This window comes from Pseudomonas sp. UBA5568 (genome assembly GCF_002425525.1).
Classification (GTDB): Bacteria; Pseudomonadota; Gammaproteobacteria; order Pseudomonadales; family Pseudomonadaceae; genus Aquipseudomonas; species Aquipseudomonas fulva.
On sequence record NZ_DIMK01000006.1, the window covers coordinates 1 to 23,663 of the forward strand.

Genomic DNA, 23,663 nt, shown 5'->3' on the forward strand with positions numbered 1-23,663 from the left:
AAATCAAAAGCAAAGCGGGGGGCTGCCGCCCCCCGCTTATTCATAGCCGCCGTCACCCGCTAGATCACCCCGGCCACCTGCAGCCGTTTCACCTCGGCATCCGGCATGCTTAGCAGTGCCTTCAACACGCTCTCTGTATGCTCACCCAGTAGAGGTGGCGCATGCCTGTACTCAACAGGCGTCTGCGACAAGCGAATCGGCGAAGCGACCTGGGGCACTGTGCCTGCCAGTGGGTGCGCCATGCTCACTGCCAGTTCTCGCGCCACTACCTGTGGATCCTCAAACACCTGCGCCAGGTCATTGACCGGCCCACACGGCACGCCTACTGCTTCCAGGTCACTCACCCACTGCGCCGTCGTCCTGAACACCGTCACCTGGCGAATCAACGGTACTAGCTCGCCCCTGTTGGCTACACGTGCCTTGTTGGTTGCGAACCGCGGGTCATCAGCCCACTGTACCTGCCCAGCCACCTCTGCAAACTTTCGGAACTGACCATCGTTGCCCACAGTGAGAATGAAGTCGCCATCGGCCGTGGGAAAGTTCTGGTAAGGCACGATATTCGGGTGCGCATTGCCCAGGCGACGCGGCGGCACGCCCGTTGTGAGGTAATTCATCGCCTGATTGGCCAGGCACGCCACCTGGACATCCAGCAGAGCCATGTCGATGTGCTGACCCTCACCACGCTGCTCCCGATGAGACAGCGCCGCCAGAATCGCCACCGTCGAATACAGCCCGGTAAGAATGTCCGTCAGCGCCACCCCAACCTTCACAGGCCCCGCACCCACTTCACCCTCCGGCAGCCCTGTCAGGCTCATGAGCCCGCCAAGCCCCTGAATCATGAAGTCATAGCCCGCACGCTGCGCATAGGGGCCTGTCTGCCCGAACCCGGTGATTGAGCAATAGATGAGCTTCGGATTGATAGCCTTCAGGCATGGATAATCCAGCCCATAAGCCGCCAAGCCGCCTACCTTGAAGTTTTCAATGACGATATCGCTCTTGGCAGCCAGTTCGCGGATCAGTCGCTGACCATCGGCCTGGGTGAAGTCGATCGTGATAGAGCGCTTGTTGCGGTTGGCTGCCAGATAATAAGCCGCTTCGCCAGTACTGCCACCCGCGCTGTCCTTAAGATAAGGCGGCCCCCACGCCCTCGTGTCATCGCCCTTGCCAGGACGCTCGACCTTGATGACATCGGCACCCAGGTCCGCAAGGATCTGACCAGCCCACGGCCCCGCCAGTACCCGCGACAGGTCCAGCACGCGCAGATGCGAAAGCGCTCCCATGACAGCCTCCTTATTAATAGAAAGCCTGAATACCTGTCTGCGCACGCCCCAGAATCAGAGCATGCACGTCATGGGTGCCTTCATAAGTGTTCACCACCTCGAGGTTGACCAGATGACGCGCCACGGCGAATTCGTCCGAGATGCCATTACCGCCCAACATGTCACGCGCCATGCGGGCGATGTCCAGCGCCTTGCCACATGAGTTGCGCTTCATGATCGACGTGATCTCGACAGCGGCAGTGCCCTCATCTTTCATGCGCCCCAGACGCAGGCAGCCTTGCAGTGCCAAGGTGATCTCTGTCTGCATGTCAGCGAGCTTCTTCTGAATCAGCTGGTTGGCAGCCAGCGGCCTGCCAAATTGCTGCCGGTCCAGGGTGTACTGACGCGCTGTATGCCAGCAGGCCTCGGCAGCGCCCAGTGCTCCCCATGAAATGCCGTAGCGTGCGGAGTTCAGGCAAGTGAAAGGCCCCTTGAGCCCGCGCACCTCAGGGAACATGTTCTCCTCGGGCACAAACACATTGTCCATGACAATCTCACCCGTCACGGAGGCGCGCAGCCCGACCTTGCCATGAATCGCCGGTGCACTCAGGCCCTCCCAGCCCTTTTCCAAAACGAAACCACGGATGTCACCTGCATCGTCCTTGCCCCACACCACGAACACATCAGCGATAGGACTGTTGGTGATCCACATCTTGCTGCCGGTCAACCGATAGCCGCCTTCGACTTTCCGGGCACGAGTGACCATCGACCCCGGGTCAGACCCATGATTGGGTTCAGTAAGGCCAAAGCAACCAATCCACTCGCCACTGGCAAGCTTGGGCAAGTACTTCTGTTTCTGTGCCTCGGAGCCAAATTCATTGATCGGCACCATCACCAACGACGACTGCACACTCATCATCGAGCGATACCCCGAGTCGATGCGCTCTACCTCGCGAGCAATGAGCCCGTAACACACGTAGTTCAGACCGCTCCCACCGTACTGCTCCGGGATCGTAGCGCCCAGCAGGCCCACTTCACCCATCTCGCGAAAGATCGCTACATCTGTCTTTTCGTGACGGAACGCTTCAAGCACGCGCGGAGCCAGCTTGTCCTGGGCGAACTGATAGGCACTGTCTCGAACCATGCGCTCTTCTTCACTGAGCTGTTGATCCAGCAAGAGGGGGTCGATCCAGCTGAAGCTTGCTTTGGCGGCCATGAATGCATTTCTCCCAGAACGGTGGATGACTTATGACGTGATCCTAGGCCGGGCAAGCGGCGACGACAAACGACGTTTCTGCACCTATGAGTGCTATTTTCTCACTCAGAGAGCATTGAAACCCCAAAACCAAATGTCCACGAGTGAGGGATAGGCATGCGTCGGAAGATACCCAGCACTACAGCCCTGGTTTGCTTCGAGGCTGCCGCCCGCCACGAAAGCTTCACCAAGGCTGCTCAGGAACTGTCGCTGACCCAGGGCGCTGTGTGTAGGCAGATCGGCAGCCTTGAGGGCTTTTTGAACGTTGAGTTGTTCCGCCGCTCACACCGGGGCGTGAAGCTGACCGAAGCAGGGCTGTCCTACAGCCGGCAAGTGGCCGCGCAACTCGATGCGGTAGAGCGCGATACGCTGTCGGTGATGCGTCAGCAGGGCGCCAGCGTGATCGAGCTGGCAGTGGTGCCCACGTTCGGCACTCAATGGTTGCTGCCGCGGTTGATGGATTTCCAGCAGCGTCAACCCGATGTCACGGTCAACCTGACCAATCGCACACGACCTTTTCTATTTGCCGATACCAGCTTCGATGCCGCCATCTACTTTGGTGACGGTGACTGGTCAGGTACCCGCTCGCACAGGCTGATGGGTGAAAATCCTGTCCCTGTCTGCAGCCCGGCGTTGCTTGGTGATAGGCACACCCTCCAGGCGCACGACATTGCACAACTCCCCCTGCTGCAACAAAGCACCCGGCCCTATGCATGGCGCCAGTGGTTCAGCAGCATCGGCATTTCTGTAGCAACCGACATGACCGGCCCCCGCCTTGAGCTCTTTTCAATGCTCGCACAAGCGGCCATGCATGGAATGGGTGTTGCGCTCATTCCCCCCTTTCTCATTCAACGCGAGCTCGGCGAGGGTAGGCTGGTGGTCGCTAACAGGCATGTTCTACGTAGCGACAGGGCCTACTATCTAATGATTCCGGAGCGCAGGGTCGAATCAACCACGCTGGATGCGTTTCGGGAATGGCTGGTGGCACAGGCGGCAGATTACGCTGACACCAAGGAAAGCTGACCCCGTAGTCAATTATAATTTACACCTACAGATGTAATGATCTGTCGCATTTAAATAACTATATTGCAGGGCTTCTGACAGTGATAGAGTGCTTCAGCGATCTGTTATTAAGCCTCTGTTTGCGACATTCGCCTGCTTAAACACGAAAAATGCAGATTTTCCGCTGAAAACTGTCCTAACTTGACGAATAAAGGCGCTTGAGCGTTCGCAACAGATCAGCTGCGACATCTGGTCACATGGTGACTTGTAGTTATTGGTTAGTTTCGCTCCAGATTCTATTGAAGCCCGTCTGGTTCGTCTGCAAAATGCTGTGCCCGCCCAGGATCGGGTGGTTGGGCCCTAAGCCGCTCCGGCGCACCCTACGAAGTGCGCTGGCCTCACAAATATAAAAAAGGTCATCGCAGGAGAAATAGTCGTGCACATTGGTGTTCCGCTCGAGACGCAGACCGGCGAGACAAGGGTCGCCGCGACGCCTGAAACCATCAAGAAACTGATAGGTCAGGGTCATCAGGTTACGGTCCAGCAAGGTGCTGGGGTCAATGCCAGCATTCCGGACAGCGCCTATGAATCTGTCGGTGCCCGCCTGGGCTCGGCGGCTGAAGCCTATGGCACCCAGTTGGTGCTCAAGGTAGTCGCGCCAACCGATGGTGAATTGGCGCTGATGAGCAGCGGCAGCCTTCTGGTCGGCATGCTCAACCCGTTCAACAACGACGTTATCGCCAAGATGGCCGCGCGCGGCCTCACGGCATTTGCGCTGGAGGCCGCGCCGCGAACGTCTCGGGCACAAAGCCTGGACGTACTTTCATCCCAAGCCAACATCGCCGGCTACAAAGCCGTATTACTGGCTGCCCATCACTATCCGCGCTTCATGCCGATGCTGATGACGGCCGCCGGTACAGTGAAGGCAGCACGCGTCTTGATCCTGGGTGCAGGTGTAGCGGGGTTGCAAGCGATTGCGACGGCCAAGCGTCTTGGCGCAGTCATCGAGGCATCGGACGTGCGCCCTGCGGTGAAGGAACAGATCGAATCGCTCGGCGCGAAGTTCATCGATGTGCCTTACGAGACCGATGAGGAGCGCGACTGTGCCCAAGGCGTCGGCGGCTACGCCAGGCCCATGCCGGCAAGCTGGATGCAGCGTCAGGCTCAGGCCGTACACGAGCGTGCCCGGCAAGCGGACATCGTCATTACCACCGCACTGATCCCTGGCCGCAAGGCGCCTACGCTATTAAGCGCCGAAACGGTCGCCCACATGAAACCAGGTTCGGTAGTCATCGACCTGGCAGCGGCCCAGGGCGGCAACTGCCCACTGACCGTGGCCGACGAGGTCGTGCATGCCCATGGCGTCACCATCGTGGGCCCAACTAACCTACCCGCCCTGGTCGCAGCGGACGCTTCCGCCCTTTACGCACGCAACCTGCTGGACTTCACAAAACTGCTGTTCGACAAGGACGGCGCCCTGACCATCAACCTCGAAGACGACATCGTCGCGGCCTGCCTCATGTGCCGCGACGGTCAAATCGTCCGCAAGAACGGCTGAGGAGCACGACAAATGGAAGATATGCTGATTTCCCATGGCATTTATAACCTCATCATTTTCGTGCTGGCCATTTATGTGGGTTACCACGTGGTCTGGAATGTCACACCGGCGTTGCACACCCCGCTGATGGCAGTCACCAACGCGATATCGGCCATCGTTATCGTCGGTGCCATGCTCGCCGCTGCGCTGACGGTCACGCCTGCCGGAAAGGTGATGGGCACGCTCGCCGTTGCTCTGACTGCAGTCAACGTATTTGGCGGGTTCCTGGTCACCCGCCGCATGCTTGAAATGTTCAAGAAAAAGGTCAAGAACGAGGGGCAGAAGTCAGCATGAGCATGAATCTGGTAACACTTCTGTACCTGGTCGCCTCGGTGTGTTTCATCCAGGCGCTCAAGGGCCTGTCGCACCCCACTACATCCCGGCGTGGCAACCTGTTCGGCATGATCGGTATGGGTATCGCGATCCTCACCACGGTCGGTCTCATTTATAAGCTCGGTGCTGAGCTGGCCACGGCCGGCATCGGCTATGTGATCGTCGGGCTGCTGGTGGGCGGCACCGCAGGCTCGGTGATGGCCAAACGCGTCGAGATGACCAAGATGCCTGAGCTGGTCGCCTTCATGCACAGCATGATCGGCCTTGCCGCGGTATTCATCGCCATTGCCGCAGTGCTCGAGCCCCAGTCGATGGGAATCGTCGCCGCCATCAGCGATCCAATCCCTACGGGTAACCGCCTGGAGCTGTTCCTGGGGGCTGCCATTGGTGCCATTACCTTCTCGGGCTCGGTGATCGCCTTCGGCAAGCTATCGGGCAAATACAAGTTTCGCCTGTTCCAAGGCGCGCCGGTGCAGTTTGCCGGTCAGCACAAACTCAACCTCATTCTCGGCCTGACCACCATCGCGCTGGGGTTGCTGTTCACCTTCACCGGCCACTACAGCGCCTTTACCCTCATGCTGGTGCTGGCGTTCATCATGGGCGTGCTGATCATCATCCCGATCGGCGGTGCCGACATGCCGGTGGTGGTGTCGATGCTCAACAGCTACTCGGGCTGGGCTGCAGCAGGGATCGGCTTCTCGCTGAACAACTCCATGTTGATCATCGCCGGCTCGCTGGTAGGTTCGTCCGGGGCGATTCTGTCCTACATCATGTGCAAGGCCATGAACCGCTCGTTCTTCAATGTCATCCTGGGCGGCTTTGGTGGCGATGCCGAAGCGGGTGCTGCCCAAGGCTCCACAGAACAGCGTCCGGTGAAGTCCGGCTCGGCCGACGATGCGACCTTCCTGCTCAGCAACGCCGACAGCGTGATCATCGTTCCCGGCTATGGCCTTGCCGTCGCACGTGCCCAGCATGCGCTCAAGGAGCTGACCGAGAAGCTCACGCACAACGGTGTCACCGTCAAATACGCCATTCACCCGGTGGCAGGGCGTATGCCTGGTCACATGAACGTGCTGTTGGCAGAAGCCGAGGTCCCCTACGACCAGGTCTTCGAGATGGAAGACATCAATGCCGAGTTCGGCCAGGCCGACGTAGTCCTGGTATTGGGCGCAAACGACGTGGTCAACCCGGCCGCCAAGAATGACCCCAAGTCACCGATCGCCGGCATGCCGATTCTCGAAGCCTTCAAAGCCAAGACCATCATCGTCAACAAGCGCTCCATGGCCAGCGGCTATGCAGGCCTGGACAACGAGCTGTTCTACCTCGACAAGACCATGATGGTATTCGGCGACGCCAAGAAGGTCATCGAAGACATGGTCAAGGCCGTGGAGTGAGGCAGGTTCTGTTCTGATCCTGTGAACAAGAAGAGCCCTGGTCGATAACGGCCGGGGCTTTTTCGTTAATTGATCCGGATCAACGGCCATGAAGCGGCGGGGGTAATACGACCATGGTCGCGGGACGGCACCGGTCTAAATCACTAGACTGCGCAGCAGTAGCTTAGTAGCCCGAGATAACAATCCATGTACCGTGATCGCATCCGCTTGTCCTCCCTGCATAGCAAGGTAATGAGTGCGGCCGACGCCGCTGGCCTGATCGAGGACGGCATGACCGTCGGCATGAGCGGCTTCACCCGCGCCGGTGAAGCCAAGGCCGTCCCTCACGCGCTGGCCGAACGCGCCAAGCAGTCGCCGCTGCAAATCAGCCTGATGACCGGCGCGAGCCTTGGCAACGACCTGGACAAACAGCTGACCGAAGCCGGTGTACTGGCCCGCCGCATGCCGTTCCAGGTGGACAGTACGCTGCGCAAGGCCATCAACGATGGCAAGGTCATGTTCATCGACCAGCACTTGTCGGAGACCGTCGAGCAACTGCGCAACCAGCAACTGAAGCTCCCCGACATTGCCGTGATCGAAGCGGTGGCCATCACCGAGCAAGGGCATATTGTACCGACCACGTCGGTCGGCAACTCGGCGAGCTTTGCGATCTTTGCCAAGAAAGTTATCGTCGAGATCAATTTGTCGCACAACCCGAATCTGGAAGGGCTGCACGACATCTATATACCTACGTACCGTCCTACCCGCACGCCCATCCCATTGGTAAAGGTGGATGACCGCATCGGCAGTACCGCCATTGCCATCGACCCTGCCAAGATCGTAGGCATCGTCATCAGTGACCAACCCGATTCGCCCTCCACGGTGCTGCCACCCGATGACGAAACCCAAGGCATTGCCGACCACCTGATCAGCTTCCTGAAGAAAGAGGTTGAAGCAGGGCGCATGACTAACCGGTTGGGGCCCCTGCAGGCGGGGATCGGCAGCATTGCCAACGCCGTGATGTGCGGGCTCATCGACTCGCCGTTCGAAGACCTGACCATGTACTCCGAGGTGCTGCAGGACTCCACGTTCGATCTGATCGATGCGGGCAAACTGCGCTTTGCCTCGGGCAGTTCCATCACCCTGTCCAGTCGCCGCAACACCGACGTGTTCGGCAACCTGGAAAAGTACAAGGACAAGCTGGTTCTGCGCCCGCAGGAAATCTCCAACCACCCCGAAGTGGTTCGGCGTCTCGGTATCATCGGTATCAACACTGCCCTGGAATTCGACCTCTACGGCAACGTCAACTCCACGCACGTCTGCGGCACCCGGATGATGAACGGCATTGGCGGTTCCGGCGACTTCGCCCGTAATGCACACCTGGCCGTATTCGTGACCAAATCGATTGCCAAAGGCGGCGCCATCTCAAGCGTGGTACCCATGGTCAGCCATGTGGACCATACCGAGCATGACGTGGACATCCTGGTCACCGAGCAAGGCCTGGCAGACTTGCGGGGCCTGGCCCCTCGGGAGCGCGCCAGGGCGATCATCGACAACTGCGTACACCCCGACTATCGCGCGGCCTTGAACGATTACTTCGAGCGCGCTTGCCAGCGGGGCGGGCACACGCCGCACATCTTGCGTGAAGCACTGGCATGGCATGAAAACCTGGAAGAGACAGGTCGCATGCTTGCCCTGTAACGCGTCCTGAAGTAAGCACAAACCTCAAAGGGTCGCTTGGCGACCCTTTTTTTACGCCACTGAGAAAGCAGCAACAAGGCAGGAACAGAATGAACTGTACTACTGTACTGCTTTTCACCAGATGATCTCTCCGAAAGGCAGAGGAATCACCGAAATATGCACCATATTCGCGCACACCAGTACAGTTTAGCCACTTTCGAGTGCAACAGTAGCATTACACAGTTAACTGGCTCGCCCTCTTTACCTGCAACTGTATCTACTGTTATGGACAAGAGGGGAGGATCATTGGCATCAGTTAAATCACTATCTAATGCCGCCATAAGCGGAAGGATGATCATCATGGAACGTACCCTCAGTTCCGGTCTGGTTTTTGAAAGCACCGCCAAACAATCCAACGCCTCGTTCCCCCTGCGCGTAGCCTCTACCTTGTTGCTTTGGCAGCGTCGTATGGCAAGCCGTCGTCAATTGGCTCGCTTGGATGCGCGTCTGCTGGCAGACGCCGGTATCAGCGAATCGCAGCGTTACGAAGAGTTGAGCAAGCCTTTCTGGCGCTAAGCGCCTGTGCCAGCCTGACTGGCAACGTGAATTTCGAAAACCCGTCGCAGAGCCCTGCGACGGGTTTTTTATTTGTGTTTCAAATAAAATCTCCGTCACCGGTACAGTTACCGTGAGCTCTTCTATAAGGCATAACAGTTCAACGCCGCTCTATCATTAACATCTTGATACAGCACCGCGTGATACGCTTCGCTTAACTGTCTGGTAGAACCGACTGTCATAGTCTAGGCAAGGGCCGTTGCCCACGTTCCCAGCTGGATCCCCTTACACCAGGAGCTTACGTTCATGACCCGTACTTACCTGATCGGCGCTGCGCTGATGCTTGGCCTGGCTGGTACAGCCAGTGCCAGCAGTTTTGTCGTCACCACCGACACCGTGGTACGAGGCGTCGCTGCCTCAACCAACGCCACGTCCGATGCGTCTTCATCCCTGCGCGACAACAAGATCGTGCAAGCAGCCCGCGACGACGCCGCCAGCTTCGTCGCCAGCCAGGGCAGCATCCGGGGCGCCAAGCTCGAAAGCGCGCTGGTTCACATCCGTGCCCAAGCACCTGCCTTGCACGCCAGCGACGAGCAACTGGCTCAAGCCATCCTGGCTCTTTGAGTCAGCAGGCCGTCTCCAGCCGATCGCTCATGCGTTTTCTGCTATTACCCCTGCTCTGGACCGCGGGCATAGCCACGGCTCACGCGCTGGACGCCACTACCCAAGGCCTGGTGATCTCGGGTTACGTCACGACCCAGGTCACCACTGCACCTTTTGATCGAAAGCTCATAAGCGCAGCGCGCGACGATGCGGCAATGTTCGTCGCCACCGAGGGTCGTGTGCGCGGTGCACGCCTTGAGGCAGCCCTTGAAGCCATTCGCGTGCATAAACCCGCGCGCACTGCCAGCGACCTGGAACTGGCGCGAGCAATCCTCGTCGAATGACTATCCTTTTCCTCCCAGTATTTTCGGAGATGCTCCATGCGTAAACCGCTGATTGCCGCTACTCTCGGCATGTTCCTGTTGGCCGACCTGGCCCAGGCTCAGACCTTGGTGGCCACCAGCAACATCATCGTGCGCGCCTTTGGCCGCTCGATCGACTTCACATCGGATACCACGACATCCATTCGCGATTCGAAAGTGGTACGTGAAGCTCACGACGATGCAGCCAGCTTCGTGGCCAGCGACGGCGATATCCGTGGCGCGCAACTGGAAGCGGCGTTCACGACGTTGCGCGAGCGTGTACCGCAGGCACGCGATGCCAGTGACCAGGTATTGGCCGAAGCTATTCTCGCGCTGTGAAGTCACTGCGTGCCGGGTGGTTCGGCTGTCTTCTGACACTGCTCGGCACGCCCGCGCTTGCAGACTTGCACCTGGATCTGCAAACCGCCGACCTGACCCCGCAGCAGGTCAGCGCCAGCCAGGCGCTGCTCGACCAAGCGATGGCCAGCCTGCCACCCTCGTTCAAGCAGCGGCTTGATCGCACCGTCAGCGTCAGTTGGAGTGACCAGATGCCGCCTGACGCCTACGGCCAGGCATCATTGGTGTCCAGCCTGATGCTCAATCGGCGCCTGCTGCCCAGCCTTGCCGACGGCACCGCGACCACAGAGCTGACGCATCGGCCCCATGGCACTGTGCGCAACGAACTGTTGGCGACCGTGGTCCATGAGCTCACTCATATCTACGACCGCGCCCGGTTGTGGCCGGGGCAGCAGAACGCATTGCTCACTCGATGCAACCGCCTGCAAGGCACTGTCGGGAATATAGGCCTGCCCGGCGAATGCCGCGGCCAGGCGGGGCGACGGTTCACCCTCAGCGATGACCCACGCCTGCTGGACCTCGCCGGCTGGCCCCAGTACGTAGGCCGGCGCGGCGAGCGCGAACAGCATAACGGCCAGTTCGTGCGTAGCCCCGACCGCTACGAGCTGAGCAGCCCGAAAGAATACGTCGCGGTCAATATGGAGTACTTCCTTCTCGACCCCAGCTATGGCTGTCGCCGCCCCGCGCTCAATCGATACCTGACTCAACATTTTGGCTGGAGCCCTCCCCAGGACGCCTGCGCCAAAGGCCTGCCGTTCATCAATGCCGGTAGCGACTTCGCGCGCCAGCCGCTGGGTGAGGTCGACCCCGAGCGGGTGTACGAAGTGGATTACCTGCTGGCCGAGGCCAATCAGAACCTGGTCAGCCGCTGGGGGCACAGCATGCTGCGCCTGGTCATCTGCAAGCCCGGCCGTCCGCGAGGCCCGGACTGCCGCCTGGACCTTGATCAAAGCCTGGTGCTTTCGTACCGCGCTTTCGTCAACGACGTCCAGTTGTCCAGCTGGGATGGACTGGTCGGCGTCTATCCCTCCCGGTTGTTCGTGCTGCCGCTGGGGCAGGTCATCGATGAATACACCAAGACCGAACTGCGCAGCCTGGCCTCGGTGCCACTCAAGCTCAATCGTGAGGAGATCGAGAACCTGGTCCGCCAGGCCGCCGAAATGCACTGGAGCTACGACGGCAACTACTGGTTCCTGTCCAATAACTGCGCCGTGGAATCGCTGAAGCTGCTGCGTAGCGGTACCGCCAACCCAAAACTCAACGACCTTGACAGCATCATGCCCAATGGCCTGCTTGCCGTGCTCGACGGCCGTGGGCTGGCTGACACCAGCATGCTGGACGATCCGCGAGAGGCACTGCGCCTGGGCTACCGCTTTGACTCGTACCGCGACCGCTACCAGGCCATGTTCGATGTGCTGAAGAAGCAACTGCCGGTAAAGCAAACCAAGGTAGAGGATTGGTTGGCCCTGGACGCCGAGCAACGCAAGCCCTGGTTCGACCAGGCTGACCTGCGCACCAGTGCCGCCTTGCTGCTTCTGGAACAGGCGGGCTTGCGACGGCAACTGCTGTTGGCACAGGACGAGGTCAAGCAGCGCTATCTCAATGCCGCAGCGCTCAAGGATGGTAGCGTCGACAAGGCCGATGCCACCCTCAAGCAGATGCTCGCCAACAGCGGTTTCCTGAGTCGCCCGGCGGAATTGCTCGACACCACAGGCTACGGGCTGCCGCAGCGAGAAGAGCGGGTTCACCTGGAAAAGGTCAGCAGCGAACGCCAGGCGCAGTTGCTGCGCTTGAGTACCAACCTGGACAAAGAGGTGAGGGCGCTGCTCGAACCTTCCCGGGCCAGGCAGATAGCGGAAGTTGAAGCCAACGTGAAGCACATCGGAGAGCATCTTCGCGCACTGCATAAGGCAGCGGGTGGGCTACAGCTGTAGCGGCTCAACAGCCCATCCACCCGCTTTACCTACCTTTTGTCACCCTTGATCGAGCGAAAGCTGGCTGAAAGCTTGCCCGCTTAGGATAGCCCCATTGCCGGCACAGACCGGTCAGCCAGGGCGAGGTACGTGCCGCGCCCGGCGCAACCAACAACAACAATGGTGATACCGATGCCTTTCCGTGCCCGACTTCTCTTAGTCCCGTCCTACCTACTCCACGCGCAGCGTCCTGCACGCTGACCCGCCCGAACCGTCCTCTTTTTCGTCGCGCCTCGCCTGGAGTATTGCCATGCTGACCTTCCTCGGCTTCGCCATGGTCGTCACGTTCATGTACCTGATCATGACCAAGCGTCTGTCGGCCTTGATCGCCCTGATCCTGGTGCCCATTCTGTTCGCCCTCTTTGGCGGTTTCGCCAGCAAGATCGGCCCCATGATGCTCGAAGGCATCAGCAAGTTGGCGCCCACCGGCGTCATGCTGATGTTCGCTATTCTCTACTTTGCCTTGATGATCGACTCCGGCCTTTTCGACCCTGCGGTGCGAAAAATCCTCAAGCTGGTCAAGGGCGACCCGCTCAAGGTGTCGGTAGGCACCGCCGTGCTGGCCCTGGTGGTATCGCTGGACGGTGACGGCGCTACCACCTACATGATCTGCTGCGCGGCCATGCTGCCCATGTACAGCCGCCTGGGCATGAGCCCGCGCATCATGGCGGGGCTCATCATTCTTGCCGGCGGGGTCATGAACATGACGCCATGGGGTGGGCCCACCGCGCGGGCGGCCAGCGCCTTGCACGTGGACCCTTCCGATATCTTCGTGCCCATGATTCCAGCGATGTTGTTCGGCGTGGTCGCGATCCTGGCCATCGCCTACCTGTACGGCAAACGCGAACGTGCCCGCCTGGGCGAGCTGCACCTGCCAACTGACGATATCGATCACAGCGACATCAGTGTTTCGCAATATCCAGAGGCACGCCGGCCAAAGCTGCTGTACTTCAATGGCGCACTGACCGCTGCATTGATGGCGGCCCTCATCGCCGGCCTGCTGCCGTTGCCAGTGCTGTTCATGATCGCCTTCAGCATCGCGATGATCGTCAACTACCCCTGCCTGCAACAACAGAAAGACCGTATCGCCGCCCACGCCGGCAGCGTGCTGGCGGTTACCGGCCTGATCTTCGCCGCAGGCATCTTCACCGGCATCCTGTCGGGCACGGGCATGGTCGATGCCATGTCCAAAAGCCTGCTGGCTGTCATTCCCGAAGCGTTGGGCCCGTACCTGGCGGTGATCACGGCGATCGTGAGCATGCCGTTCACCTTCTTCATGTCCAACGACGCCTTCTATTACGGTGTTCTCCCCGTACTGGCCGAAGCGGCAAGCCACTATGGCATCAGTCCGGTCGAGATGGCCCGTGCATCCATCGTCGGGCAGCCGGTGCACCTGCTCAGCCCGCTGGTACCCTCGACTTACCTGCTGGTCGCCCTGGCCGGCATCGAATTCGGGGATCACCAACGCTTTACGCTCAAGTGGGCAGTACTGGTGTGCCTGTGCATAATGTTCGCCGCGCTGATCATGGGCATTTTCCCGCTGTTCAGTAGTCTCTGATAACAGACCTCTCTCCACCGCAATGCGCCTCGATGCAGGCGCATCGCCCATACCGCTCAAAGGAAAACACATGGAATGGCTGACCAGCCCGGAAATCTGGGTTGCCTTCTTCACCCTGACCGCGCTTGAAATCGTTCTGGGCATCGACAACATCATCATGATCTCGATCCTGGTCAGCCGCATGCCCAAGCACATGCAGCCGCGTACCCGGATCTTCGGCCTGGCCCTGGCCATGGTCACTCGCATCATGCTGCTGCTGTCCATCACTTGGGTAATGCGCCTGACCGACGATCTGTTCGTGGTGCTAGGGCAGGGTATATCCGGACGTGACCTGATCTTGTTCTTCGGTGGCTTGTTCCTGCTCTGGAAGAGCTCGCAGGAGATCTACCACGGCCTGGAAGGCGAAGAAGAAAACGCCGACGAACCCAAGGGCTCTGGCGGCAAGTTCTTGTACACCATCATCCAGATCGCGATCATCGATATCGTCTTCTCCCTGGATTCGGTGATTACCGCTGTGGGGATGGTGTCGCACGTGCCGGTGATGATCGCCGCAATCATCGTCGCCGTGCTGGTCATGATGGCTTGTGCCGGTACCATCGCCGACTTCATCGACAAGCACCCTTCATTGAAGATGCTCGCGCTGTCGTTCCTGATCGTGGTAGGTACCGTGCTGATCGCCGAAGCATTCGATGTGCATGTTCCTAAAGGCTACGTTTATTTCGCCATGGCCTTCTCCCTGGCGGTCGAAGCCATCAACATCCGCATGCGTACGTCGTTGGCACGCAAGGCTGGCAAGGAGCACGAGGCCGTGAAGCTGCGCAAGGACGTGCCGGGTCAATAACCTCACACGTCACGAAGAAAAGGGCCCTGCGGGGCCCTTTGCGCATGCCGCCAGTACGTCCCAAGGATGTTTCAAAATGATGACAGCCATGCGAAGCTGGCGGCAGCGGCATAATAGAACTAAAGCTTGAACAGGCCTTTGCAAACAGCACTGCGCCCGCGTCTTTTCGACCGGCCACCTTGGCCGGTGCACTCAGGGGGCTCTCGTCATGCTGACCCTACTCAATCTGCTTTCGGCAGTCACCTTGCTGGTGTGGGGCACGCACATCGTGCGAACCGGCATTTTGCGGGTGTTCGGTTCGGATCTGCGACGCATCATCGGCCAGAACATGGACAAACGCCCGCTGGCCTTCATCGCGGGCATTCTGGTCACTGCAATGGTGCAGAGCAGCAACGCAACCGCAATGCTGGTCACCTCATTCGTAGGTCAGGGCCTGATGGCCATGACCCCGGCGCTGGCCATCATGTTAGGGGCCGACGTGGGCACGGCGCTCATGGCCCGTGTACTGACCTTCGACTTGTCCTGGCTTTCGCCCCTGCTGATTTTCCTGGGGGTGATCTTTTTCCTTTCACGCAAGCAGACCCGTGCTGGCCAACTCGGCCGCGTCGGCATCGGCCTGGGCCTGATCATCCTGGCGCTGGAACTGATCGTCCAGGCAGCCGCCCCCATCACCCATGCCCAAGGCGTGAAGGTGCTTTTCGCCTCGCTGACCGGCGACATTCTGCTCGACGCCCTGGTCGGTGCATTGTTTGCCATGGTGTCGTATTCGAGCCTGGCCGCCGTCCTGCTCACCGCCACACTGGCAGGTGCCGAGGTGATCAGCCTGCCGGTGGCCATAGGCCTGGTGGTCGGCGCCAACATTGGTAGCGGCCTGCTGGCGTTCATCAGCACCAGCATGCAGAACGCCGCCGGCCGCCGCGTGGCGCTGGGCAGCCTGCTGTACAAGCTGATCGGCCTGCTGTTGATCATCCCCGTGCTCCACCCGCTGGTGGACTGGATGGACTCACTGAGTTTCAGTCCGCAAGAACTGGTCATTGGCTTCCACTTGCTCTACAACACGGCCCGCTGCCTGATCATGCTGCCTACGGTCAAGCCCATGGGAAGGCTGTGCAACAGCCTGTTGCCAGAGCGCGAGCGCGACAACGGGCAGATACGCCCGCGCCATCTCGACGCCTCGGCCTTGGAAACGCCCAGCCTGGCGCTGGCCAATGCTGCCCGGGAGACGCTGCGCCTGGGCGATATCGTCGACAACTTGCTTGAAGCCATGCTTGGCGCCCTGCGCGGCACTCAGGCTGCATTGCCTCAGCAGGTACGCGCACTGGGTGAGGATGCCGAGGCCCTGTACAGCGCCATCAAGTTATACCTGGCGCAGATGACCCGCGAGGACCTCAGCGAACACGACAACCGTCGCTGGGCCGAGATCATCGAGCTGGCCGTCAACCTCAAGCTGGCCTGCGACCTGATCGAACGCATGTTGCGCAAAGTCCAGCAGCAGAAAACAAGCCAACGCCGTGCCTTTTCTCAGATGGGGCTGGAGGAACTGACCGGATTGCAGGAGCAATTGCTGGCCAACTTGCGCCTCGGCCTCTCGGTATTCCTCAGCGCCGACCCGGAAAGCGCGCGTTTGCTGCTGCGCGAGAAACGTCGTTTTCGCGCCCAGGAACGGCGCCTGGCCCACGCCCATGTCAGCCGCCTGCAGCGCAAAGTGGTACAGAGCATCGAGACCAGCTCCATCCACCTGGAGCTTATCGCCGACATGAAGCGGTTGAACTCTTTGTTCTGCAGCAGTGCCTATGTGGTACTGGGCGGCTCGGACACGGGCGGGCTGATGCTCGACAGCGTGCCGGACGAAGCCCCTCTGCCGTGATGTCGCCGACCTGAGGACCCCCGCTCACCCATGCGTTGCCTGATGTTCGTCTGCCTGCTGATGTGTAGCTTCTGCTCCTTTGCCCTGGACCGCGCTCGCGTGGAGGGCTATCTGCTGCCCAACGGCCTGCAGGTCATCCTCAAGGACGGCTACGAACGCGACCATGTGTCCATTCGCCTGGTCGTGGGGGTGGGCCTGGACGACTTCGGCTGCGACCAGAAAGAGCTGCCGCACCTGCTGGAGCACCTGCTGTTCAGTGGGGTGGATGACACGGGCGAAGGGGGTCTGGAAGAGCGCCTGCAGGCGCTGGGTGGCGAATGGAATGCGTTCACGGGCAATGCCGACACCACGTTCGTGATCGAGGCGCCCGCACGCAATCAGCGCAAGGTACTCGATCTGTTGCTGTCGATCATTCGCGACACCCAGATCGACGCCAAGGCCCTGGCGACTGCCAAGCGCATCATCGAGCGTGAGGACGGTGGCCATTACGGGCACCTGCAGCGCTGGCTCGACCGGCAGGATATCGGCCACCCCGCCGGGCAGCAATTGGCCACGGAATTGGGCTTGAAATGCCCCGAGCGCTCCAACCTCGACGACATGACCCTCGAGCAGGTCCAAGGCCTGCGCGAGCGTTGGTACGCAGCCAACAACATGACACTGATCATGGTGGGTGGCCTTGACCGCCTGTTGCCCGCCTACCTGGAAAGAACCTTCGGCGAACTCCCGGCCACCGAGCCGGAAGACCGCCGTGATCTGGAATCGATCAGCCATGAGGCCAAGCAACGGCGCGACCTGATGCACGGCTGGCTGGGCGATACCGCCAAACTCCACTGGCTGTTCATCGAGCCCGTGTTGGACAACGACCATCAGGCCACCCGGGATCTGCTCTCCCGTTATCTGGATTGGGCAGTGTACGACCAGCTGCGCCTGCGCAACGGCCTGTCCTACGGGCCCTCGGTCCAGCGCGAGAGCTTCGGTGATACCGGCCTGCTCAGCCTCAACGCCGACCTTGAGCGCGATGATATAGGAAGGGCCATCGAGGTCATGCGGCGCTTGTTCGATCATTTGCGCAAGCAGGGCCTGGACCCGGACACCTTTGCCCGCATCAAGCAAGCGAGCATCGCCAAGGAAAGTTGGGCAACCCAAGGTAACAGTGCCCTTGCCGATTATTACTGGGGCGCATTGAACGACTACACCGACGGCCGCTTCACCAGCCCTGTGCGTCAGCTGCGACGAGTGACACTGGAGCAAGCCAACCAGGCGCTCGAGCAGTTGCTCGCCCACGAAGGCTACATTCGTATCGAAAAACCGCTGCTTGGGTACGACGAGCTCTACGGTCTGTCGTTCCTGCTGGCAGGGTTGCTGCTCGCCGCGTGCCTTCTGCGCTGGCGTCGACAAACACCTGACAAGCCAAGCGGTGCTACTCGGCACATGTGAAACGGCGGTATCCTTTCAATGCCCGCGTCGTGCATGCAAGGGCCGCCCCCTAGCCACTCCAAGCATTGCAGCCCCCATGCCCCCAATACCCAAGATCGCCCAGCGCATCATCGAACTGCTCAAACGCTATCCGGGCGTCATTGCCTTGGGGGGCTTTCTATCGGGTGTAGGCAGCTTCATCCTGGTCGACCGGCAGGCGGGGCTTGCCAGCTGGATCGCCGTCATGCTGCTGGTCAGCTGGGTCTGGCTGATGCTCGAAAGCACGCTCACTCGCCTGTTCACGCGTACGTTCAAGCGTGAAATACCCCAGCCGCTGTTGCGCTATGCCACGCAGATGATCCACCAGGAATCCCTGTTCTTCGTGCTTCCGTTTTTCTTCATCACTACCACCTGGAACAGCGGCCAGTCGATCTTTACAGGCTTGCTGGGCGCCGCCGGGCTGGTCTCGATCATCGACCCGCTGTACTACCGCTGGCTCGCGCCGCGGCGCTGGCTGTTCATGGCGCTGCACACCCTGACCCTGTTCGCCGCCTTGCTGACGGCTTTGCCGATCATCCTGCACCTCACCACCGCGCAAAGCTTCAAGCTGGCCCTGATCATCGCCATGGCCTTGTCCTTCCCAAGCCTGGTCAGCAGCTTCCCGGTCAGCAACTGGCGACGCGGTGTCGGCCTGGTGGTGATCACGCTGGCAGTCGGTGGCGGTGGTTGGTTGTTGCGCTCCTGGGTGCCGCCGGCCACCTTGTGGATGACCGAGGTCGCCGTGAGTACCGAGGTCATCAACCGTGAGCCGGGAGATTCACTGGATAAAATCGCTGCCAGCCGTATTCGCAGCAGCGGCCTGTACGCTTATACCGCCATCAACGCGCCGCGCGGCCTGAATGAGCGGATCTACCATGTGTGGCAGAAAGACGGGCAGGAGGTGGACCGTATCGCCCTGGACATTCACGGTGGGCGCAAGGAAGGTTATCGGGCCTGGACCCACAAGCAGAACTTCCCGCCCAACCCGGTGGGGCGTTGGCAGGTGAGGGTGCTGACCGAAGATGGCCAGGTGATAGGCGTACTGCGCTTCAAGGTAGTCGAGGATGGCGCCGCTTCATGAGCGGCGCACCCTGTAGCACCTGAAACGCCGTTCAGCCAAAGAACCAGTAGCAAACGCAGATCGCTGCCACCACACCGGAAAACTCGGCCAACAGTGCACACCCCACGGCATGGCGCACCCGTTGAATGCCCACTGCACCGAAGTACACGGCGAGGACGTAGAACGTGGTTTCGGTACTACCCTGAATGGTCGCAGCGACCAAGGCAGGGAAGCTATCCACACCCTGGGCCTGCATGGTCTCGATCAGCATCGCCCGTGCGGCACTGCCGGAAAACGGCTTGACCAGGGCAGTTGGCAGCCCTTCGACGAATCGCGTATCCAGGCCCATCCAGTTCACCGCATGGCGAATACCGTCCAACGCCACCTCAAGCGCCCCTGATGCGCGCAGCACACCGACCGCCACCAGCATCGCCACCAGGTAGGGCAGCAGGCTCTTGGCAACGTCGAAGCCTTCCTTCGCCCCTTCGACGAACGCTTCGTAGACCTGGACCCGCTTAAGCGCGCCGATGATCAAAAAGACGATGATCACCCCGAACAGCGTGAGGTTGCCCAGGATTGAGGACAAGCTGGCCAGCGCGGCTGCCGACAACGTGCCGAGAAAGGCCATGAAGCCCCCCAGCAGCAACGCACCGGGCACCAGGTAAGCCAGCACCACAGGGTCCCATAGCCGCAAACGCTGCATCACCGCGACCGACAGCAGCCCTACCAGCGTCGACACACTGGTGGCCAGCAGGATAGGCAGGAACACCATGGTTGGGTCGGGCGCGCCTTGCTGAGCCCGGTACATGAAGACGGTCACAGGGAGCAGGGTCAAGGAAGACGCATTGAGCACCAGGAACAGGATCTGTGCATTGCTGGCCGTGGTGCTGCTGGGGTTGAGCGTCTGCAGGGCACGCATGGCCTTCAAGCCGATAGGGGTAGCAGCGTTGTCCAGGCCCAGACCGTTGGCCGCAAAGTTCATGGTGATCAGCCCCAGCGCGGGGTGCCCAGGCGGCACTTCTGGCATCAGCCGTGCGAACAAGGGGCCCAGCACCTTGGCCAGCCATTCGACGATACCCGCCTGCTCGGCAATCTTCAGAAAGCCCAGCCACAGCGTCAGGGTGCCGAACAGCAATACCATGACCTCGACGGAAAGTTTCGCCATGGCGAAGATGCTTTCGACCATGGCCGCGAAGATGCCAGCGTTGCCACCCACTAGCCATTGAGCCATGGCAGATATGGCCGCTACCAGGAAAAAGCCGAGCCACAAGCCGTTGAGCATCCACGTACCTCCCCCGAAATGCCCGAATCATAACGTATCGAACACCGCCCTGGCTGCGGCCCGCCGTGAGTGTAGATGCCGCAGACAACAAAAAGCCCCGACATGTCGGGGCTTTGTGTCCAACAGGCTTGGCCTCAGCGCTTGGCTGCTTCACCCACCATGGCAGCTTCAGGCTTCTCGGCGATCAGCGAGGCGTAGTACAGCTCGCCCTTGGCTGCGTCGTACATACCTTCCCAGCGGGAGATGACTAGCGCGGCCAGGGCATTACCGATCACGTTGAGTGCCGTGCGGGCCATGTCCATGATGCGGTCGACACCGGCAATGAACGCCAGACCTTCCAGCGGGATACCCACGCTACCCAGAGTGGCCAGCAGTACCACGAACGAAACACCCGGTACTCCGGCAATACCTTTGGAGGTCACCATCAAGGTCAGTACCAGCAGCAGCTGCTGGCTCCACGACAGGTCGATGCCGTAGAGCTGGGCGATGAAGATGGCCGCGATGCTCTGGTACAGGGTAGAGCCGTCGAGGTTGAACGAGTAGCCGGTAGGCACCACGAACGAGCAGATCGATTTGGGCGCACCGTATTTCTCCATCTTCTCGATAACCCGTGGCAGGACGGTTTCCGAGCTTGAGGTGGAGTAGGCCAGGATCAGCTCATCTTTCATGATGCGCATGATCTTGATCACCGAGAAGCCGAACAGGCGCGCTACCAGCCCCAGCACCATGAAGGCGAAGAAGGCGATGGCGAAATACACCAGCAGGACCAGCTTTGCCAGTGGCAGCAATGAGCTGAAGCCAAAGTTGGCAACGGTCACCGCGATCAGCGCGAACACACCGATCGGCGCGTACTTCATGATCATGTGAGTGACTTTGAACATGGTTTCCGATACGGCCTGGAAGGTGCGTACCAGCGGATCGCGCAGCTCGGCTTGCAGGCTGGAGAGGCCAAGGCCGAACATGACCGAGAAGAAGATGATCGGCAGCATCTCACCGCGCATCAGCGCCGCGAAGATGTTCGACGGAATCAGATTGAGCAGGGTCTCGATGAAGGCATGCTCATGCTGCACCTCGGCGGCGGTCGCCTGGTACTTGGAGATGTCCACGGTGCCGAGGGTGCTCATGTCGATGCCGGCGCCCGGATGGAACAGGTTGGCAAGCACCAGGCCCACGACAATGGCGATGGTCGTGACGACTTCGAAGTAAAGGATGGTCTTCAGGCCAATACTGCCAAGCTTCTTGGCGTCGCCAACCCCGGCGATGCCCACGATCAGCGATGAGATCACGATCGGGACCACGATCATCTTGATCAGGCGAATGAAGATATCACCAGCAGGCTGAAGGACGTTGCTGATCCACCAGGCCTTTTCCGCACTGAAGTGGTTCAGGAGCGCGCCGATTGCAACGCCCAAGACCAGACCGATGACGATCTGCCAGGCGAGGCTCAGTTTTGCCTTCTTCATGTCTTTACCCTTTGTTGTAGTGGTCATGTCAACTAACGGCTACCGGAAAACTGTGGAAACAACCCCGGGCGAATGCGCCGATCAGCGACGTGTTGTAAGGACAGCGCAGACGAGCGCAGGGCTCGGTCGGCGAAAAAGGCCGCAACTATTGCGATGGGAAAGAGGGAAATCTAATGCCGGAAACGCATACCCCATACCGATCAAGCATGGGAAAGTGGAGGCATTTCGAGGGAAATAACTGACATGCGGTGCGCCGTTCGGAAACCCGAATAGGACATAAACGCCAAATGGCGGCTGGAATAGTCGCAAAAGCACGTAGGAAAAATCAGGTTGTTCGACAATCCGAATGCTTCAAACGCAGCTCGTATTGATAGCACGGCTGAGGAAAAAAAAGACATGCGGTTGAGACAAAATGTGTCCCGAGAGGGAACTCGTGCATCGTGCACTGATATTTGGATGGCTCCTCGGAAGCCAGGTCCACCCTGAAGATCGTTCAGGGCTCTACTGACCTGGAACTTCCGATTCTGCCTTACCTGACCCGGCCCAACAGGTGGAGGCACTCCCTGTACCCCTAGGCCACTCCGATCCTGTAGCGATCAGAACAGCCCGGCCCCTTGGTCATGTGCTGCTCCTCCTCGGAGCGGCGCATCATAGAAGGCTGCAAGCCTACGGCCGTTCAGCTTCTATTTCATGACAGTGCCGGACCTGAACCACACTGGTCTTGCGACTCAGTACCAGTTCGGGTCCTGCTTGAGTTGCTCCTGAAGCAGGGCTTTCATGCCATCATCAGGTTCGCCAAGCCACCGGTACTGCGCATGGCGGGTAGGCGACTTGTCGCTGGGCAGGCCTTCCGGTACCTCCACCAGCATCCCGTAGGCGTCATCCTTGTCCCAGCTGAATGCCACGATCAAACGCTTGTAAGTGCATTTGTCCGCGGCTTCGCAGAGCGGGCCCACGAGGTACTTATTACCGTCTTCCGTGACCGCCGACATCTGCTGAGGCGAACTCCCCGTGAGGTTCAATACCCAATCGGGCAGGCGTTCTTCGCCTTTGACAGCATCCTGCCAAGATTCCCGGTATTCGGCATCGCTACCCAGCAATTGATCGACGCGTTGCTGGCCATCATTGGCCGCCAACGCTGCTGCAGTGGCGCTCATCATCAGAACGCCAGCTACGGCATTGCGCAACAGCCTGCTCATCTGCGACCGCGTCCAAAGAAGAACGAAGCCACGAAAAGAACCAGGAAGACGATGAACAGGATCTTGGCGATACCCGTTGCAGCGCCAGCGATACCACCAAAGCCCAGAACTGCAGCGACGATGGCGATGATGAGGAAAGTGATAGCCCAGCTCAGCATGGTGATTCTCCTTTGTTTTTCAAAAGCAGGGTGATCAGAACACCCAACGGTCCTGTGGTACGACATGTTCAACGGTTGCAGGGGACTCGGCTTTACCCTTCGATGGCAGCGGCTCGGCTGCCTGAACGAGGTTACTGGCGCGGGTGTTCTGGATCTGCGACAGCAGGGCGGTTTGCGCCGCTACCTGATCGGCCAACCGGGCGGTTTGCACACTGTAGTAGAACAGCCCTGCTGCCAAGGTCAGCATGACCGCGATGCCAAGCGACATGATCTGACGCAGTGGCAGGGCGGTAACTTGCAAACGGTTGACAGATGGGCGGTTCATGCCGGCTTCTCCTGCTGTAATTTTTGTCCAGACTTGAACAAGTAATTGCAGCCTGCGTGCCAGCTTTCAAATTAGAAAAAATACTTATTTTTCAATGAGTTAAAAG

At 59.8% G+C, this 23,663-nt stretch carries 22 protein-coding genes; 15 read left to right on the forward strand and 7 right to left on the reverse strand.

Features of this window, described 5'->3' with window-relative positions:
• Positions 1-59 precede the first annotated feature (59 nt).
• Positions 60-1,280: a CaiB/BaiF CoA transferase family protein gene (locus B2S33_RS02555; RefSeq protein WP_288649760.1), complete on the reverse strand. Its 1,221-nt coding sequence runs from the start codon at positions 1,278-1,280 to the stop codon at positions 60-62.
• Positions 1,281-1,293: 13 nt separating this feature from the next.
• Positions 1,294-2,475, reverse strand: a complete 1,182-nt coding sequence (locus B2S33_RS02560) for an acyl-CoA dehydrogenase (protein WP_288649762.1) — start codon at positions 2,473-2,475, stop codon at positions 1,294-1,296.
• A gap of 156 nt (positions 2,476-2,631) precedes the next feature.
• Between B2S33_RS02560 and B2S33_RS02565 the strand changes: the two genes are divergently transcribed.
• The 15 genes from B2S33_RS02565 to B2S33_RS02635 all read left to right on the forward strand — a co-directional run bounded on the left by B2S33_RS02565 (position 2,632) and on the right by B2S33_RS02635 (position 19,151).
• A complete protein-coding gene (locus B2S33_RS02565; RefSeq protein WP_027913211.1) occupies positions 2,632-3,537 on the forward strand; it encodes a LysR family transcriptional regulator in 906 nt (301 codons plus the stop codon).
• 415 nt (positions 3,538-3,952) lie between these two features.
• The gene (locus B2S33_RS02570) at positions 3,953-5,074 is read left to right on the forward strand and encodes a Re/Si-specific NAD(P)(+) transhydrogenase subunit alpha (RefSeq protein WP_027913212.1); all 1,122 of its coding nucleotides are present in this window, start codon (positions 3,953-3,955) and stop codon (positions 5,072-5,074) included.
• A gap of 12 nt (positions 5,075-5,086) precedes the next feature.
• Positions 5,087-5,407 (forward strand): NAD(P) transhydrogenase subunit alpha, encoded by a 321-nt coding sequence (locus B2S33_RS02575; RefSeq protein ID WP_288649763.1) that lies wholly within the window; start codon positions 5,087-5,089, stop codon positions 5,405-5,407.
• Positions 5,404-6,840, forward strand: a complete 1,437-nt coding sequence (locus tag B2S33_RS02580; protein ID WP_027913213.1) for an NAD(P)(+) transhydrogenase (Re/Si-specific) subunit beta — start codon at positions 5,404-5,406, stop codon at positions 6,838-6,840. Before B2S33_RS02575 ends, B2S33_RS02580 begins: the two co-directional genes overlap by 4 nt.
• Before the next feature lie 186 nt (positions 6,841-7,026).
• Positions 7,027-8,520 carry an acetyl-CoA hydrolase/transferase family protein gene (locus B2S33_RS02585; RefSeq protein WP_028687772.1) on the forward strand — a complete coding sequence of 498 codons (1,494 nt, stop codon included), beginning with the start codon at positions 7,027-7,029 and terminating at the stop codon, positions 8,518-8,520.
• Between the two features lie 339 nt (positions 8,521-8,859).
• Positions 8,860-9,075, forward strand: coding sequence for a DUF1127 domain-containing protein (locus B2S33_RS02590; protein ID WP_027913215.1), 216 nt, complete (start codon positions 8,860-8,862; stop codon positions 9,073-9,075).
• Between the two features lie 285 nt (positions 9,076-9,360).
• The gene (locus B2S33_RS02595; protein WP_027913216.1) at positions 9,361-9,678 is read left to right on the forward strand and encodes a DUF2388 domain-containing protein; all 318 of its coding nucleotides are present in this window, start codon (positions 9,361-9,363) and stop codon (positions 9,676-9,678) included.
• A gap of 29 nt (positions 9,679-9,707) precedes the next feature.
• Positions 9,708-10,001 (forward strand): DUF2388 domain-containing protein, encoded by a 294-nt coding sequence (locus B2S33_RS02600; protein WP_110606308.1) that lies wholly within the window; start codon positions 9,708-9,710, stop codon positions 9,999-10,001.
• 36 nt (positions 10,002-10,037) lie between these two features.
• Positions 10,038-10,358, forward strand: coding sequence for a DUF2388 domain-containing protein (locus tag B2S33_RS02605; RefSeq protein ID WP_023532340.1), 321 nt, complete (start codon positions 10,038-10,040; stop codon positions 10,356-10,358).
• 5 nt (positions 10,359-10,363) lie between these two features.
• A complete protein-coding gene (locus B2S33_RS02610) occupies positions 10,364-12,310 on the forward strand; it encodes a DUF4105 domain-containing protein (RefSeq protein ID WP_414707691.1) in 1,947 nt (648 codons plus the stop codon).
• Between the two features lie 289 nt (positions 12,311-12,599).
• A complete protein-coding gene (locus B2S33_RS02615; RefSeq protein WP_023532698.1) occupies positions 12,600-13,907 on the forward strand; it encodes a CitMHS family transporter in 1,308 nt (435 codons plus the stop codon).
• Between the two features lie 70 nt (positions 13,908-13,977).
• The gene (locus tag B2S33_RS02620) at positions 13,978-14,748 is read left to right on the forward strand and encodes a TerC family protein (RefSeq protein WP_027913220.1); all 771 of its coding nucleotides are present in this window, start codon (positions 13,978-13,980) and stop codon (positions 14,746-14,748) included.
• A gap of 208 nt (positions 14,749-14,956) precedes the next feature.
• Entirely contained in the window at positions 14,957-16,615 is a 1,659-nt protein-coding gene (locus tag B2S33_RS02625) for a Na/Pi cotransporter family protein (protein ID WP_027913221.1), read from the forward strand.
• 30 nt (positions 16,616-16,645) lie between these two features.
• Entirely contained in the window at positions 16,646-18,052 is a 1,407-nt protein-coding gene (locus B2S33_RS02630) for a M16 family metallopeptidase (RefSeq protein ID WP_288649767.1), read from the forward strand.
• Between the two features lie 76 nt (positions 18,053-18,128).
• Positions 18,129-19,151 carry a DUF5924 family protein gene (locus tag B2S33_RS02635; RefSeq protein WP_027913223.1) on the forward strand — a complete coding sequence of 341 codons (1,023 nt, stop codon included), beginning with the start codon at positions 18,129-18,131 and terminating at the stop codon, positions 19,149-19,151.
• 31 nt (positions 19,152-19,182) lie between these two features.
• Here B2S33_RS02635 and B2S33_RS02640 read toward each other — a convergent pair whose 3' ends face one another.
• From B2S33_RS02640 to B2S33_RS02660, 5 genes are all read right to left on the reverse strand, one after another.
• Positions 19,183-20,412 (reverse strand): nucleoside recognition domain-containing protein, encoded by a 1,230-nt coding sequence (locus tag B2S33_RS02640; protein WP_023532681.1) that lies wholly within the window; start codon positions 20,410-20,412, stop codon positions 19,183-19,185.
• A gap of 134 nt (positions 20,413-20,546) precedes the next feature.
• Positions 20,547-21,875 (reverse strand): glutamate/aspartate:proton symporter GltP, encoded by a 1,329-nt coding sequence (gltP, locus tag B2S33_RS02645; RefSeq protein WP_023532821.1) that lies wholly within the window; start codon positions 21,873-21,875, stop codon positions 20,547-20,549.
• Between the two features lie 728 nt (positions 21,876-22,603).
• Entirely contained in the window at positions 22,604-23,074 is a 471-nt protein-coding gene (locus B2S33_RS02650; RefSeq protein WP_088522797.1) for an inhibitor of vertebrate lysozyme family protein, read from the reverse strand.
• Positions 23,071-23,232 carry a DUF1328 domain-containing protein gene (locus B2S33_RS02655; RefSeq protein ID WP_023532363.1) on the reverse strand — a complete coding sequence of 54 codons (162 nt, stop codon included), beginning with the start codon at positions 23,230-23,232 and terminating at the stop codon, positions 23,071-23,073. The genes B2S33_RS02650 and B2S33_RS02655 overlap by 4 nt, the downstream gene beginning before the upstream one ends.
• Before the next feature lie 34 nt (positions 23,233-23,266).
• Positions 23,267-23,557, reverse strand: a complete 291-nt coding sequence (locus tag B2S33_RS02660; RefSeq protein ID WP_027913225.1) for a hypothetical protein — start codon at positions 23,555-23,557, stop codon at positions 23,267-23,269.
• Positions 23,558-23,663 lie beyond the last annotated feature (106 nt).

Coding starts and splice junctions, on each gene's coding strand:
- B2S33_RS02555 (WP_288649760.1), bottom strand. CDS start 1,280: ATGGGAGCGCTTTCGCATCTGCGCGTGCTGGACCTGTCGCGGGTACTG.
- B2S33_RS02560 (WP_288649762.1), bottom strand. CDS start 2,475: ATGGCCGCCAAAGCAAGCTTCAGCTGGATCGACCCCCTCTTGCTGGAT.
- B2S33_RS02565 (WP_027913211.1), top strand. CDS start 2,632: ATGCGTCGGAAGATACCCAGCACTACAGCCCTGGTTTGCTTCGAGGCT.
- B2S33_RS02575 (WP_288649763.1), top strand. CDS start 5,087: ATGGAAGATATGCTGATTTCCCATGGCATTTATAACCTCATCATTTTC.
- B2S33_RS02580 (WP_027913213.1), top strand. CDS start 5,404: ATGAGCATGAATCTGGTAACACTTCTGTACCTGGTCGCCTCGGTGTGT.
- B2S33_RS02585 (WP_028687772.1), top strand. CDS start 7,027: ATGTACCGTGATCGCATCCGCTTGTCCTCCCTGCATAGCAAGGTAATG.
- B2S33_RS02590 (WP_027913215.1), top strand. CDS start 8,860: ATGGAACGTACCCTCAGTTCCGGTCTGGTTTTTGAAAGCACCGCCAAA.
- B2S33_RS02595 (WP_027913216.1), top strand. CDS start 9,361: ATGACCCGTACTTACCTGATCGGCGCTGCGCTGATGCTTGGCCTGGCT.
- B2S33_RS02600 (WP_110606308.1), top strand. CDS start 9,708: ATGCGTTTTCTGCTATTACCCCTGCTCTGGACCGCGGGCATAGCCACG.
- B2S33_RS02605 (WP_023532340.1), top strand. CDS start 10,038: ATGCGTAAACCGCTGATTGCCGCTACTCTCGGCATGTTCCTGTTGGCC.
- B2S33_RS02615 (WP_023532698.1), top strand. CDS start 12,600: ATGCTGACCTTCCTCGGCTTCGCCATGGTCGTCACGTTCATGTACCTG.
- B2S33_RS02620 (WP_027913220.1), top strand. CDS start 13,978: ATGGAATGGCTGACCAGCCCGGAAATCTGGGTTGCCTTCTTCACCCTG.
- B2S33_RS02625 (WP_027913221.1), top strand. CDS start 14,957: ATGCTGACCCTACTCAATCTGCTTTCGGCAGTCACCTTGCTGGTGTGG.
- B2S33_RS02630 (WP_288649767.1), top strand. CDS start 16,646: ATGCGTTGCCTGATGTTCGTCTGCCTGCTGATGTGTAGCTTCTGCTCC.
- B2S33_RS02635 (WP_027913223.1), top strand. CDS start 18,129: ATGCCCCCAATACCCAAGATCGCCCAGCGCATCATCGAACTGCTCAAA.
- B2S33_RS02640 (WP_023532681.1), bottom strand. CDS start 20,412: ATGCTCAACGGCTTGTGGCTCGGCTTTTTCCTGGTAGCGGCCATATCT.
- gltP (WP_023532821.1), bottom strand. CDS start 21,875: ATGAAGAAGGCAAAACTGAGCCTCGCCTGGCAGATCGTCATCGGTCTG.
- B2S33_RS02650 (WP_088522797.1), bottom strand. CDS start 23,074: ATGAGCAGGCTGTTGCGCAATGCCGTAGCTGGCGTTCTGATGATGAGC.
- B2S33_RS02655 (WP_023532363.1), bottom strand. CDS start 23,232: ATGCTGAGCTGGGCTATCACTTTCCTCATCATCGCCATCGTCGCTGCA.
- B2S33_RS02660 (WP_027913225.1), bottom strand. CDS start 23,557: ATGAACCGCCCATCTGTCAACCGTTTGCAAGTTACCGCCCTGCCACTG.